Origin of the sequence: Enterococcus malodoratus (assembly GCF_027659535.1) — a bacterium.
Taxonomy (GTDB): domain Bacteria; phylum Bacillota; class Bacilli; order Lactobacillales; family Enterococcaceae; genus Enterococcus_A; species Enterococcus_A malodoratus.
The window spans coordinates 206,153-220,925 of sequence record NZ_JAQDPG010000002.1 but is presented as its reverse complement, the minus strand read 5'-3'; the positions used below and the strand labels follow the sequence as shown (position 1 = coordinate 220,925).

8 protein-coding genes and 1 other annotated feature are annotated in these 14,773 nt (G+C 39.5%); of the genes, 3 read left to right on the top strand and 5 right to left on the bottom strand.

All coding sequences use genetic code 11. The features are described from left to right. The first annotated feature begins 52 nt into the window (after positions 1 to 52). From PGP85_RS04430 to PGP85_RS04420, 3 genes are read left to right on the top strand one after another with little or no spacing between them, the layout of a single operon-like run. Positions 53 to 1,501, top strand: coding sequence for an NAD(P)/FAD-dependent oxidoreductase (locus PGP85_RS04430; protein WP_270326330.1), 1,449 nt, complete (start codon positions 53 to 55; stop codon positions 1,499 to 1,501). A 1-nt stretch (position 1,502) separates the two neighbouring features. Next, entirely contained in the window at positions 1,503 to 2,765 is a 1,263-nt protein-coding gene (locus tag PGP85_RS04425; RefSeq protein ID WP_010739252.1) for an NAD(P)/FAD-dependent oxidoreductase, read from the top strand. Next, positions 2,762 to 3,115: a DUF1667 domain-containing protein gene (locus PGP85_RS04420; protein WP_010739253.1), complete on the top strand. Its 354-nt coding sequence runs from the start codon at positions 2,762 to 2,764 to the stop codon at positions 3,113 to 3,115. The genes PGP85_RS04425 and PGP85_RS04420 overlap by 4 nt, the downstream gene beginning before the upstream one ends. Before the next feature lie 56 nt (positions 3,116 to 3,171). Here PGP85_RS04420 and pheT read toward each other — a convergent pair whose 3' ends face one another. The 5 genes from pheT to PGP85_RS04395 all read right to left on the bottom strand — a co-directional run bounded on the left by pheT (position 3,172) and on the right by PGP85_RS04395 (position 14,672). Continuing rightward, positions 3,172 to 5,589, bottom strand: coding sequence for a phenylalanine--tRNA ligase subunit beta (pheT, locus tag PGP85_RS04415; protein ID WP_270326328.1), 2,418 nt, complete (start codon positions 5,587 to 5,589; stop codon positions 3,172 to 3,174). A 6-nt stretch (positions 5,590 to 5,595) separates the two neighbouring features. Then, positions 5,596 to 6,639, bottom strand: coding sequence for a phenylalanine--tRNA ligase subunit alpha (pheS, locus tag PGP85_RS04410; RefSeq protein WP_010739255.1), 1,044 nt, complete (start codon positions 6,637 to 6,639; stop codon positions 5,596 to 5,598). A 229-nt stretch (positions 6,640 to 6,868) separates the two neighbouring features. After that, positions 6,869 to 7,064 (bottom strand) — a binding site (T-box leader). Between the two features lie 47 nt (positions 7,065 to 7,111). Beyond that, on the bottom strand, positions 7,112 to 7,456 hold the full coding sequence (locus PGP85_RS04405; protein ID WP_010739256.1) for a winged helix-turn-helix transcriptional regulator: 345 nt from the start codon (positions 7,454 to 7,456) through the stop codon (positions 7,112 to 7,114). A 66-nt stretch (positions 7,457 to 7,522) separates the two neighbouring features. Then, positions 7,523 to 11,200 carry a helicase-exonuclease AddAB subunit AddA gene (addA, locus tag PGP85_RS04400; RefSeq protein WP_270326325.1) on the bottom strand — a complete coding sequence of 1,226 codons (3,678 nt, stop codon included), beginning with the start codon at positions 11,198 to 11,200 and terminating at the stop codon, positions 7,523 to 7,525. Further along, complete coding sequence (locus PGP85_RS04395; RefSeq protein WP_010739258.1) at positions 11,190 to 14,672, bottom strand: PD-(D/E)XK nuclease family protein; 3,483 nt, start codon at positions 14,670 to 14,672, stop codon at positions 11,190 to 11,192. The genes addA and PGP85_RS04395 overlap by 11 nt, the downstream gene beginning before the upstream one ends. Positions 14,673 to 14,773 lie beyond the last annotated feature (101 nt).

Sequence of the window (14,773 nt, the reverse complement as noted above, 5' to 3'; positions counted from 1 at the left end):
CAATTGCAAACACTAAGGGAGTCAGCATTTAGAAAAACGGGAGGAATTGTTCATGTATGATGTAATTGTAATCGGTTGCGGAATTGTTGGTTCCGCTACTGCCTATGAACTAAGCAAATATCAACTAAAGACCCTAGTCGTAGAGGCTGAAAATGACGTTAGTCTCGGTGCTACTAGGGCGAACAGTGCCATCTTACACGCAGGGTTTGACCCTGAACCTGGCAGTCTGATGGCCAAACTCAACGTTGAAGGCGCAGAACGTGCAAAAGAACTTTGTCAAAAACTGTCCGTTCACTATGATCAGATTGGTTCCCTTGTCGTTGCTTTTTCATCTGAAGAGCTTGACTTAATTCAAGTTCTTTATGAGCGTGGTGTGAAAAATGGTGTAAAAGATTTAGCGTTATTAGATCAAAATGCGCTTCATCAAATGGAGCCTAATCTTTCGAAGAAAAGTCTAGGTGCCCTGCATGCTCCAACAGCAGCAATCGTAAATCCATGGGAATTTTGCCTTGCTTTAGCAGAAACTGCCGTGAGAAATGATGTGGAAATTGCTCTAAATAATCGGGTGAATAAAATTCAGAAGACAGAAAATGGTTATCTAGTCACGACAAATCAAACCACCCATCAGACAAAATATATCTTCAATGCCGCCGGGGTTCATTCGGACGATATTCACAACCTGATTGCCGAGCCCAATTTTGAAATTACGCCCAAACGCGGCGAATACTACCTTTTAGATAAATCAGAGGGAGACGTTGTGAATCATGTCATCTTCCAGTGTCCTTCGAGTGTTGGAAAAGGCGTTTTAATCAGTCCGACTGTCCACGGAAATTTAGTCGTAGGACCTAATTCAGAAGCAGTTTTACGAGATGAACTAGACAGCGGTAAAGATACCGGAAATACTGCGCTGGGCTTAAAAGCCGTTGCAGATCTGGCGAAAAAGTCTCTCCCAGAGCTCAATTTACGCCAATCAATTCGAAATTTCTCTGGTGTTCGAGCTAATAACAGCACTGGCGATTTCGTCCTGCAGGAGGCAGCTCCTGGATTTATCGATCTAGCGGGGATAAAATCACCTGGGCTCACCTCTGCCCCAGCGATCGCCTTGTATGGCATTGAAATGTTGGAAAAGTCAGTTAACAGAAAATTTTCATTAAAAAATAACTATGTTGATTCCCGGGATAAAATCGTCTTTGATGAGCTTAGTATTGACGAAAAAAATGAAGTGATTTCTAGCGATAAAAACTATGGCAGAGTTATTTGCCGTTGTGAAACGATTACTGAAGGAGAAATTCGAGCGGCGGCTCACTCCCCTGTTCCACCCGTTTCTGTTGATGGGATCAAACGCAGGTGTAACGCCGGAATGGGACGATGTCAGGGAGGTTTTTGTGGGCCAAGAGTCGTCGAAATCTTGGCGGAGGAGCTGCATAAATCTCCATTAGATATTTTGCAAGATTGTGCAGGCAGTAGTATTTTAGTCGGCACGACAAAAGGAGGTCGTTGATATGCATGAATTAATCGTAATTGGTGGCGGTCCGGCTGGCTTAGCAGCGGCTGTAGCGGCGCATGAAAAAGGCATCACAGATATTCTGATCATTGAACGTGATCAAAAACTTGGCGGAATTTTGAATCAATGTATTCACAACGGTTTTGGTCTGCACTATTTTAAAGAAGAATTGACTGGACCTGAATATGCGGCTCGATTTATCAATATGGTACAGGAGGCGAATATTGAGGTTTTACTTGATACGATGGTCTTAGAGGTAACTGAAAATAAAGAAGTACACATTGTTAATAAAGAACAAGGTTACCAGATACTAACAGCCAAGGCATTAGTATTTGCTATGGGGTGTCGTGAAAGGACTCGCGGAGCTATTGGTATTGCTGGCAGCCGCCCAGCCGGGGTCTTTACTGCTGGTACTGCGCAAAGATATGTTAACATGGAAGGTTATATAGTTGGGAAAAAGGTAATAATTCTAGGATCAGGTGATATTGGTTTGATAATGGCCCGCAGAATGACCCTTGAAGGTGCTGATGTTCTGGCGTGCATCGAGGTTATGCCCTATTCCGGCGGACTAACTCGAAATATTGTTCAATGTTTGGATGATTATGCCATCCCTCTTCTTTTATCTCATACAATCACCGAAATTCGCGGAAAAAACCGAGTGGAACAAGTTGTTGTTTCAAAAGTTGATGAGAAACGGCAGCCAATTTCTGGTACAGAGCAAACGTTTGATTGTGATACGATTTTGTTATCCGTTGGATTGATTCCGGAAAACGAATTAAGTCGTGATGCTCATCTTGATTTGGATTCAAAAACTAACGGCCCATTTGTTTATGAAAATATGGAGACATCCGTTCCGGGGATTTTTGCTTGCGGCAACGTTGTCCACGTTCATGATTTAGTAGACTTTGTAACTGCTGAAAGCATAAAAGCCGGTACTTCGGCCGCCACCTATATTTTAGAACAAGAAAAAGAATCTACCCAATATCTCACTATCAAAAATGGTGATCACGTTACGTATGTTGTTCCCCAAAAAATTCGTGCTGATAATATCGATCGCCGAACTGAGCTTTTTTTCCGGGTCAATAAGGTCTTTGATGACAGTCAGATACTGATCAAATCCAAAGGAGAAGTTTTAGCGAAACAAAAAAAAAGCTACATCGTCCCTGGAGAAATGGAAAAAATGAAGCTCTCAAAAAAGGTTTTGGATAAAGTCACGAATGGAGAGTTGGAAATTTGTGTCGAGGAGGTAGCAAAATCATGAAAAAATTTATCTGCATCATGTGCCCAAAAGGTTGTCATTTAACGGTCGATGAGAATAATGATTTTCAAGTGAGCGGTCATAGCTGCAACAAAGGTGTGAAATATGGCAAAGCGGAGGCTACTAACCCTGTACGAGTCGTGACATCTACGGTTATCGTTAATGCCGGCAATGAACATCTCTGTTCCGTTAAAACATCTGATGGTATTCCAAAAGCTGCTGTATTGGAGGCAATGAAGGAAATAAATAACGTTCAATTGAAGGCACCGGTAAAAATCGGTGACATTGCCATCAAAAACCTTCTGGATACTGGTGTCGATGTTATTACAACAAGTGACGTTCAAGCAAGTTAAATAATCCAAGCATTAAAATGCCCCTCAAAAGAAATCTTTTGAGGGGCATTTATAATTTAGCGGATAACCGCTTCTAATTTTTCTTCTAACTTCTTAGTAACTTTATCCATAATACGATTGATCTCTTCATCAGTCAAAGTCGCTTCAGGATTTACAAAAGTTAAAGTGTAGGCCATCGATTTCTTGCCCGTCTCGATGTTTGCGCCTTGGTATACATCAAAAACTTGCAACTTAGTCAAGAATTTTCCAGCAGCTGCGGAAATTATCTCAGTAATATCCGAATTAGTACTAGATTCGTTTACCAACATGGCGATATCGCGACTAACCGCAGGATATTTTGAAACAGCCTCAAATACTAACGGTGCCTTTTCTGATCCAATTAATGCCTCTAAGTTCAATTCAGCAACATAAGCTGATTTCAATTCGTAATTTCCTGCCATTTTCGGATGTACTTGACCAACAAACCCGATTCGTTCCTCTCCAAGATAAATACCAGCCGTTTGTCCTGGATGCATTTCAGGCATTTGCAGCGCTTGATAAGAAATTGACTCCGTCAATCCTAACCCTTCGATCAACTCTTCGACCATTCCTTTGATCGTATAGTAATCGCATGCTTTGGCTTTTCCTGCCCAAGATTTGTCGACAACATTTCCTGTCACAGCGATTGCTAAATGATTCTGTTCAATTGGCAAATCCTTTTTAGGATCATTGTTTTGATAAAAGACGTGGCCAATTTCATAGAACGCTACATCATTATTTTTACGGGCGACGTTATAAGATAAATCTTCTAACAGACCGCTGATTAGATTCAATCGCATCGTTGAGCGATCCTCACTCATCGGCCATGCGACGCGTGTCACCTTGCTTTCATTTAATAGAAATTGTTGTGCTTTCGCTTCTGTTGTTAGTGCGTAACTAATAGCTTCTGATAAACCGGCACCCTCTAAAAGATTCCGTACTTTTCTTGTCGCCTTTTGAGCTTCAGTTAAAAATCCAGCAACTGTTTGCCCCTCCGGTAACGTTGAAGGCAGGTTATTGTAGCCATAAATTCGTGCGATTTCTTCCATCAAATCAGCTTCAATCGTAATGTCCCAACGACGTGGCGGTACACTAGCTGTAGTTACACCGTCCCTGACCTCTGAAGCAAACCCAAGTGCTTTGAAGATATCGTTGATTTGTTCTTGTGATAAGTCCGTTCCTAAGAAACGATTGACATTTTCAAGAGTCGTACTTACTTCAATATTTTTAGGTTGTACTTCGCTACCTTTGACCGCACCTTGTAAAACTTTACCATCAGCTAGTTCCGCGATCATCGCAGCGGCCACTTCACCAGCTAAACTGATATCCCCTTGATTTATACCTTTTTCAAAACGCATAGATGCTTCGCTTCGCAAGTTGTAGCTTTGCGAAGTGCGACGAACCAATGTATGATCAAACATCGCCATTTCCAAAGCAACTGTTGTCGTTTCATCAGAAATTTCTGAATCCAATCCACCCATAATACCAGCTAGTGCAACAGGAATATCGCCATTCGTGATCACGATATTTTCAGGATTTAATGTTCGTTCAACGCTATCTAAAGTTGTGAATGGTTCGTTTTCTTTAGCTCGACGAACCATGATTTCTTTGCTGCCTAATTTGTCATAGTCAAACGCATGCAGTGGTTGTCCAAACAATAGTAAAATGTAGTTCGTTACATCCACTACATTGCCGATTGGACGAATACCTTCGTTCATTAAACGATTTTGCAGCCATTGTGGGCTTGGTCCGATTTTAACGTTTTCGATGATTCGAATTTCATAATGCGGCGCATCATTTTCATCAGTCACAGATACAGTAATTTTGTCACTGGCTTTTTCATCTGCTTCTTTCAATTCAACAGCCGGAAAATTAACCTTTTTATTATAGATCGCTGCTACTTCATGAGCAACACCGCGAATGCTTAATGCATCAGCTCGGTTAGGTGTGATCGATAGATCAATGATCGTATCATCCATTTCCAAATATTGAAAAACAGGTTCGCCTGCAACGGCATCCTCTGGCAAATAGTAAATTCCTTCAGAATATTCTTTTGGAATCACTGAGTCGCTGTATCCAAGCTCTTGCAATGAACAAATCATTCCGTTCGAAACTTGACCACGCATTTTACCTTTTTTAATTTTTACATTGCCGGCTATCCGAGAACCAGGCAATGCAACAATTACCTTAACGCCCGCTTTAATATTCGGTGCTCCGCAAACAATCTGAGACAATTCTTCTTCACCGACGTCTACCTGACAAATCGACAGATGGTCGGAGTCAGGATGTGGAATACATTCTTTTACATCACCGACAACGATTTTTTTTAAACCGTCTTCTGGTGATTCCAACCCTTCAACTTCGATCCCTGTCAATGAAAGACGATCCGCTAAGTCTTTCGGTGCGACATCTTTTACATCGACATATTCATTTAACCATTTATATGAAACTAACATTGCTTCTTACTCCCCCTTGAATTGTTCCAAGAAACGAACATCGTTTAAATAGAAATTCCGAATATCATTAACGCCATATCGTAACATGGCGATCCGATCTGGACCTAAGCCAAAAGCAAAGCCAGAATATTCTTTTGGATCAATCCCTGACATTTCTAGTACATCAGGATGAACCATGCCGGCGCCAAGTATTTCAATCCAGCCAGTGTGTTTGCAGACATTACAGCCTTTGCCGCCACACTTAAAACAACTGACATCAACTTCTACTGATGGTTCAGTAAACGGGAAATAACTTGGGCGTAAACGAATTTTACGATCTGCTCCGAAAAGTTCCTTCAGCAATACCTCTAAGGTTCCTTTCAAATCTCCCATCGTAATTCCCTTATCCACGACTAATCCTTCGATTTGGTGGAATTGATGACTGTGAGTCGCATCGTCTGTATCACGGCGGAATACTTTCCCTGGTGAGATCATTCTTAGTGCACCTTTTGAGAAATCGTGTTTCTCCATAGTACGGGCTTGAACGGGCGATGTATGTGTGCGTAATAATACATCATCAGAAATATAAAAGGTATCTTGCATATCACGAGCAGGATGATCTTTAGGCAAATTCATCCGTTCAAAATTATAATGATCCGATTCAATTTCGGTTCCTTCTACAATTTGATAACCCATACCTACAAAGGTATCTTCGATTTCTTCCATAATTTGGGTCAACACGTGACGTGTACCGTGTGAGACTTTTTTACCGGGTAATGTTACGTCTAAAGACTCCGCTGCTAGTTGTTTTTCCAGAGCTAATTCCGCTAGCGCTGCCTTGCGTTCCTCGACCGCCTTCGTCAAAAGATCGCGAATCTCGTTAGCAAACGCACCTACTTTCGGACGCTCTTCGGCTGAAAGATCGCGCATCCCGCGTAATACTTCTGTGATTGGTCCTTTTTTTCCCAAAGTTTCTACACGTATCGTTTCAACGGTAGACAATTCATCCGCTGCGTCGATTTTTGCTAACGTCTGACTTTTTAATTCTTCTAGTTGCTCTTGTAAACTCATTGTTTTCTTCCTTTCCCTATTGCTTTAAAAAGATAGAAACTTCTAATGGAAGATCTATCGAATTTTTTGTTCTTAGGATGCTTTCAATTTACATAGGATTTCACTAACTCTATGTAAATGTGACTTAAAATTCACAACCAGCTCAAAAGTAGTGAATAATTTTCTCGTACGCTTGTCATTTTTCTACCCTGCTTGAAACAATAAAAAACGACAAAAAGACCTCGTTCCATAAAGGAACGAGGTCTCGCGTTACCATCCTAATTCGCCAATCAAATTGGCGCTCTCGCTTTTTTAACGGCTTTGCCGGTCTTTCGACAAGCTCCAGAAGTGAACTTCATCTTTTCCTATCTTAGTCTGTTTCCAGTCAACGACAGACATTCCCTTTAAGATCTAAAAAGATTACTCTTTTCTATCAACGCTTTTTGAACTATTCAATTGACTATCCCAATACTACAAGAAATCAAAAAAATTATCAACTACATTCTGCATCTGTGATCCAAGTATCGCCCCACTGGTGGATCTCGTTCATCACATTTTTCAAAGCTTCGCCTTTATTCGTCAGACAATAATCCATCCGTTTTTGGCTGCCGCAAGCAATCACACGACCAACAATACCTTCTGCTTCTAATTCTTTTAGCCGCTCCGTTAAAACTCGATCGCTGACATCTGGAATCATCGCAGCAATATCGACAAATCTTTGAGGTCCGCCTTCTAACAATACATCAATAATTAAACCGTTCCATTTTTTGCCTAAAATTTGAAATCCTTTCTCAAATTTTGGACAGAGCGAAAAGTCCATTACTTCTACTTGTTCCATAATTCTCACCTCGATAGAGAGAGTATAGCATATCACTTACCTTTTATAAGTACATCTTGCCTATACCTAAGGAGTTTTTAACAAATCAATCACTTGATTTCCTTGTAAGAATATTAAGTAGGCGGCCTCAACTGGTTTTTGCTTCGCTTTTTCAAGCGCATCTTTGTATAAATTTAATTGACCACGATAACGATTAATCAGTAGTTGCTCTCTTTCAATCGTATAACGATCGGTTTTCAAATCATACAAGAAAATCTTATCATCAAATTCCAGATATCCATCAATGATCCCGTGAATCAAAATCTCATCTTGGTTCTGATACTCACTAAATAATTGATCCGCCGGCAGCAACATCGCAAAAGGCTCTTCACGGTGTAAGTGATCAACATTTTGAATTAGGAAGCGACCAATCTCAGAATCAAGAAACTGCATAATACCTTCGATCGATATTTTTTCTGCAATCTCTGGAGTCAAAGTCTGTCGTGAAACTAAATCAGCAATTAGTGTTTCAACTATTTCTTGCTGAATATTTTCCTGCAGCGGTAATAACTGCATTACTAAGTGAGTCGCAGTCCCAATTTCAGCAGCTGACAATTCTTTTTTCGCAGTTAAAAATTTTGGAGTCCCTAAATCACTTTCTGTGAAGCGGTATTGATTTTGCGTCGAAGTAAGCTCTAGTGTTTCCCGGTTATCTGGATCGTCATACAAACGCTTCAATTCGGATACTGATTGATAACTTGTTGTTTTTGTCGCTTCAGGATAAGGATATTTGAATAGCAACTGATCCTTCAGTGATTGAATATTAATAGTACCCTGCGGAATCTCCAATGTTTTAATCTCTGGAAGATAAGCTTGCACAATTTCGGCAATTTTTTGCGGATCAATAAAGTCTAATTTGAATGTTGCTGGATGCCGCTTCAAAACTGCCGGCTGATTGACAGGATATTCTGTTTGATACTGATCCATCACTGGATGTCTGAACAATGTTCTGCCTACCCAATCAAAGAAACTATCATTTTGACCATTTCGCAAACCCGCATCTAAAACTAGATGCTCATTCAAAGCCCCTTTACTCCAAGTTTTGTATGCCGCCACTTCGTCATCATAGGAACCAACCAAAAATAGTTTTTGTTCTGCGCGAGTCAGAGCAACATATAATTTTCGCATTTCCTCGGAAAGCAGTTTGTTGAGATTTTTCTGTTTAACTGTTTGGAACAATATCGTGTCTTTTCTGATTCGAGTATCCTGAGTCAATAATCTTACACCTAGACCTAATTGCTCATCAAACACATAGTTTCTACGAGTATCCTGCACGTTGAAGCTCTTACTCATGTCCATTAAAAAGACTACCGAAAATTCTAATCCTTTACTTCCATGAATCGTCATCACTCGCACAGCATCATTAACTTCTTCTGTCGGCGGTTCCCCTAGGTCTTTATCTTTTTCTTGCATTTTTTCAATAAAACGAACAAATTGATATAGTCCTCGGAAACTGCTCCGTTCATAATCTTTTGCACGCTCAATGAGAGCAAGCAAGTTAGCATGCCGTTGCTGACCAGCTGGCATTCCTAAAACATAATCCAAGTAAGCAGTTTCGTTATAAATTCTCACTAATAAATTTGCTAAGGATTCTCGTCGTGCAAACTCTCGCCAATCATTTAATTGTGTCATGAAAGCCGTCAATCTTTCTGCGATTCCATCATCATTGGATCGGCTATAACTTTTTACAGCTTGATAGTACTCCTTTTGCGGCAAAGCTAAACGAATTTGTGCCAATTCTTCTTCTTGCAGTCCGACAATCGGCGAACGTAAAACCGCTGCAAGTGGAATATCTTGGTAAGGATTATCAATAATCTGCATTAAGGAAATCATGACTCTTAACTCAGTTGATTGGAAATAGTTTTGTGTATCATTGATTGCCAGCGGTATCCCTAATTGCTTAAACACTTCTAAGATGGTCAAGTTGTGACTTCTAGTTGGGGTTAGCAAAACAATGTCCTCATATTTTAAAGAACGCATTGCTTTTTCTTTTTTATCGTAAACTTCGAATCCCTGATCAATCAATTGGCGTATTTTCGTTGCGGTTGTAAATATTTCGCCCATTGATTTGTCTTCAATCCATTCAGGAACCTCACCGTTCTTTTGATAAATCAGTAATTCTGGTGCAAATGCTTCTGTCTCAGGAAATGCTGTGAAACCATTGACTAGTTCAGCTTGCCGATCGTATTCGATTTGCCCGACAGTTTGGTCCATTAATTGCGTAAAGACTAAATTAGTAAAATCCAAGACTTCTTTTCGAGATCGGAAATTTTCCGCTAAAATGATCCGTCGTCCACCATCTTCGTCAGCAAAATCATGGTATTTTTTGATAAACAACGTTGGATCTGCCAGACGGAATCCATAAATAGATTGCTTAACATCCCCCACCATGAAAAGATTACCAGGTTCTTCACTACTTAGTTGGCGCAAAATTGTTTCCTGTAATTGATTGATATCTTGGTATTCGTCAACCATTATTTCAGAAAAACGATTGCGATAATAATTTTCAGCGGGCTTAATGCTGTCAACTTCGGTCTGCAAAATCTGTAAAGTAAAATGTTCTAGGTCGTTAAAGTCCAACATTCCTTTTTCTCGTTTTTTTGCAGAGTATTCTTCAATAAACCGTTTTTCGACACGAACTAGCTCTTCAACAATCGGTAATGCTTCTTGTAATCGCTCAACTTGTTCTTCTGGCGAAACATTAAAATACATTTCTCTTATTTTTGTTAACTCTTGCTTTGCCTGATCTCGATAGTTTTTACATTCGATAATCACATCCCCATAAAGTTCTTTGACTTCTTTTTTTCGTGGTGAAGGATATGTTGAAAATTTGATATTCTCGAACATAGTAAAAACATCATCTAGCTTATTTTCCATTATGGTTTGTTTAATTTGTTGTATTAATCCCTGTTCATTTTGAGCCAGCTCAGTAATTTTCTGCAATTCTTCAATTCCTTGGCTGGCTGAGATCATCCATTGATACGTCTGATTTATCTCTTGTAACGTTTTTAGAATTTCAGGACGAATCAAGTCGTGAAATAAATCAGAATCGGCTAGGTTATTCATCCGATAATTCTCAACTAGTCCATCCAACCAGTGAAATGGATTGGGATTAGCACGAGCAAATTCGTACATTGCAAGAATCAAATCCTCCAAACCACTATCACTGCGATCATTCGAAAAATTCTCAGTAAGTCGATAAAAGATTTCTTGATTTTCCTCATAGAATGTCTCTCGCAATTCATCCCATACATCTTCTTTTAATAAAATGGTCTCTGTTTCATCCGTCAGCATGCGATAACTAGGATCTAAATCGATCAAATAGAAAAAGCGTTGAATCACTTTTGAACAAAACGAATGCAGCGTAGAAATATTAGCCATTGGCAACATAGTCAACTGACGCGTAAAGTGATTTTTCATTTCTTGATCTGTTTCTACATTAATGGCTTCTTGTAAAGCCGTTTGAATTCGTTCTTTCATTTCACTCGCTGCCGCTTCGGTAAAAGTCACGACTAATAGTTGCTCAACCGACAATTGCTGGCGTTTGATTTTCTCAATCACTCGTCGAACCAGTACCGCCGTTTTTCCTGAACCAGCAGAGGCAGAAACCAGAAGATTCGTTCCTTGATCATAAATTGCCTGCCACTGAGAGTCAGTGTACATTTCATTCGGCGCCTTTGGAGGGATAGAAAAATTAGTTGTCATGCAGTTCTTCCTCCATTCGTTTCAAGACTTCTTCTTTAGAAAGTTTTTCTAAGCGATGATAGTTATTCTCTTTCAGCATCGCATCAAATTTGCAGACACTTCTAAACGGACAATATTGACAAGCGATTCTTTGATTATCTTTATAGGTCGGATTTAGTTTAATTTCTCCAGAAACTATTTGATTACCCGCTTCTTGTATTTTTTCGCGATTGTATTTACGCAATAAATCAATCTCAGATAAATCATAAAACTTATCTTTGGATTGGGTCACTATTGTCGTCTGACCATTTTTATCTTTTTTAATTGGAAACAATAAAGAATTTTCTTTTTCCTGTAGACTTTGATCTAATTGATCATAAAGCTCTGGTTCTTTTGTGAACAAACCATCATATTGATAGGCCTTTAACATATCTTTTTCAATATCCTTTGGTTGTTTCAGTACGGGATTATGAACATGAAGATAATAGGCCCCTGCTGGTCTAATCTCTTTGTCACTGACTTGATTATAATCCGTTACAGCGACATCTAAATAAGTAATTAATTGTAATGCAATACCATAATAGGCATCTGCCACATTAAACGTATGAGGACTCGATTTATAATCAATCACACTTAACCAATCACTTTCAGCGCTTTGCAATTGATCCAGGCGATCGATTTTCCCTCGGATTGCGACCTCACCACCGTTTGACAAAGGCAAGTTGATTCCGGGAATCCCTTTTTGTCCACCAATCGAACCAAAAATAACTTCTGTTTGCTGTGGCTCGAATTTTGTTCTCATCCCCTGCTGTACCAAACCCCAGCTAACTTTTTGAATTGTTCGCGATAATTGATAGCGAATGTAGTTCATTCGTGCTGAACTAGATAAGATCGCAAATTTCAGTTCACCGAAAATTTCTTTCAATACTTGATCAGCTAGTTGGTTCCGCTCAGTTTCATTCAACTCCGCCAATCTTAATCCTTGCTCATTTAACAGTCTAAAGAAATAATCCAACGCTTCATGATAGAAATCACCGGCTGCAGCTGGAGTCAATCCATAGATAGTCCTTTCTTTTAAGCCAAGTCCAAAATTAGCAAAATATTTATACTGACAATTATAAAAGTTTTCAATTCGCGAAACAGATACGTAAAGATTTTTTCCGTACAAGCGTTCTGCTGTTTCTGGCAACAATTCACGCGGGACATTAAGATCCTGCAGACTCTTGAAAACGCGCTGTGCTAATGGGGCAAGAGAACCATTTTGAACAAACTTTTGCAGTTCTCGCCATGCTGGTAAAATTGCCCGATTTTCATCCTGTGCCAAACGGTTTAAAGCAATCAGGTCTGATAATAGTGTCCGCGTTGTGCCAAGATGGTCCTCGGGATCACTAGAAAGTCTTAAAGGTTCATTATCTCTGATTGGTAGATTTAACCCTTGACTCAATTGTCTTAGAAAAGAAGAAATTTCTAATTTCTTTTCCCCTTCTACGGTGGTCGCAACACTCAGATAAAGTTTTTCTTTGGCAGAAAGAAAGACGGAATAAGCTAGAAATGGTTCGCGATTCACCTTGGAACTATTGCTTTCAGGCAAGAATTTTCCTTCCGGCAAATTTTGATTAAAAAGGGTGCGTTCTTCCGCTGATAATAATCCTTTATCATCAAAACGGGCGGGAAAGTCATTATTATTCAATCCAATTGCAAAGGTAACCTTCATTTGATCTACGCGAGCCAATTCTAAATCGTTCACTCGCACTTGATCGATCGCTGTCGGAATTTTGCCATAGGTTAAATTCATCAATCCGGCTAAAAAGATCTCCTGAAAGGTATCCCAATCAAAAGTTTCTGTTCCATAAATCAAGACATATTCATCTAAGAGATCGAGTAAAGCCTGCCACGTTTGTTCGTGGTTACGGGCTTTGTCTAAATTTCCTTTTGCAACTTCCTGATCCCGCCAAAATAATAATTGACGCTTCACCCCACTGTTCTCCATGAAATGGTAAAAAAGAGAGGCCCCTTCAAGACCATTTTTCGCCTTTTTTATTTGCTTAAAAAATAGTGGTAGGATTTGCTGAACAGAATGACGAACTTCATTTGCCGTTGATTCTAATTGTTTCGCGTCATTAAATACATCTTTTTCAAAATCGTAATCGACAAATTCCCAATCAGTATCCCGCGTCCAAAAACTACCTCGAAAATTATAGGCCAGACAAACGTTTTCCGTTTGATCAATCTTTTCTCGGTATTTCTGCTGCTCTAGGAACCAGGTGTCATTTTCCCATTCAAAGGGCGCAAATAATTCTGTTCGAAGCATTCGAAAGATATCATTAATCCGGTAGTTATATTTATCAACCAAAAATAACGCCTGTAAAAACTCAATCAAGGGGTGTGCCGCCATCTCTTGCGTTTCATCTAAGTAAAAGGGAATTTCCAATTTTTGAAATACATCAGGAAGTGTACTATTGTAAACTAACGGATTGCGCATCAAAATTTGAATATCCTTGTACCGATACCCTTCATCTCTAACTAAGTGCCGAATTTCTTCGCCAACCTTACGGATTTCTTCAGCCACAGTTCCGTATCTCATAAGTTGAATCTGATCAGATTGAGCTAAATTAAAGGCTTTTTGTTTTGACCAAAAATCACCGACCTGATTAAAAATTGATTCATTTGCACGAGAAAATTGATCCGGTCGTACTGCAATCTGTTGACTGTCAGCACTACACTTCAATTGATAGTAAGTTTTTCCTGAGTCTGCAAAAAGATCCAATGGATTGGGTTCTTCACTTGGATAAGGTCGGTCCAACTCCAAAGAAACTAAAAGTTCACCAGAAGTCATTAAAGTATTCAAAACGCTTAATTCTCGCGCGTTGAAGCGGGTAAAACCACTGACAATGAAAAGATCATTGGACAGGTCTTTTCGACTCAAATAATCCTGCAATAGCAACAAAGGATCTTCGTTTGCAACCTGATAGGCTAATAGCGCTTCTTCATACGCCGCAAATACCATTCGCAAGTCTTGCAGTTTTAGCACTTGATCTTGATCATTACCATTCTCTACCAAGTCATCAACCGTCACGTTTCCAATTTGCATCTCCTGATAAAAACCGACCAATTGTTGAATAAAACCTGTTTTATTTACCTCGCCACGGAAAATTGTCAATTCTTCCCGTTTTTCATGCAAAATTTTACGTAAAATCATTGCATTTCCGGCCTCAGATAAAATATTCCCAGGAATTTGCCCATCTTTTTGTAAAAAATACCATGCTAATCGCTGAAAACTAAAAACTTGAGTTCGAATTGTACTAAATTCAGTTGTTTTGCCCGCAGTTTTCATGGCTGACAAGAGATTAATCTCTTGCTCAAATTTATTATAATTGGGGACTAAGAAAAACACGCGCTTCTTCGAATTCTGCTTCAGCCAAGCTTGCGCAGTCTCAATCATTCGTTTTGTCGCGTCATTCTGTCCAGCACCTAACAAAAATTGTAATGGCATCGTTTCCCCTCATTTCTTCAAAATATGTTTCTCGTTTATTATAACAGTTCGATTAAAACGGCGCATGATTGAAGTCGATGATTAAACCATAAAAAAAAGAC

Bases quoted from the DNA above. Each gene is read 5' to 3' on its own strand.
- PGP85_RS04430 (WP_270326330.1), top strand. From the start codon at position 53: ATGTATGATGTAATTGTAATCGGTTGCGGAATTGTTGGTTCCGCTACT.
- PGP85_RS04425 (WP_010739252.1), top strand. From the start codon at position 1,503: ATGCATGAATTAATCGTAATTGGTGGCGGTCCGGCTGGCTTAGCAGCG.
- PGP85_RS04420 (WP_010739253.1), top strand. From the start codon at position 2,762: ATGAAAAAATTTATCTGCATCATGTGCCCAAAAGGTTGTCATTTAACG.
- pheT (WP_270326328.1), bottom strand. From the start codon at position 5,589: ATGTTAGTTTCATATAAATGGTTAAATGAATATGTCGATGTAAAAGAT.
- pheS (WP_010739255.1), bottom strand. From the start codon at position 6,639: ATGAGTTTACAAGAGCAACTAGAAGAATTAAAAAGTCAGACGTTAGCA.
- PGP85_RS04405 (WP_010739256.1), bottom strand. From the start codon at position 7,456: ATGGAACAAGTAGAAGTAATGGACTTTTCGCTCTGTCCAAAATTTGAG.
- addA (WP_270326325.1), bottom strand. From the start codon at position 11,200: ATGACAACTAATTTTTCTATCCCTCCAAAGGCGCCGAATGAAATGTAC.
- PGP85_RS04395 (WP_010739258.1), bottom strand. From the start codon at position 14,672: ATGCCATTACAATTTTTGTTAGGTGCTGGACAGAATGACGCGACAAAA.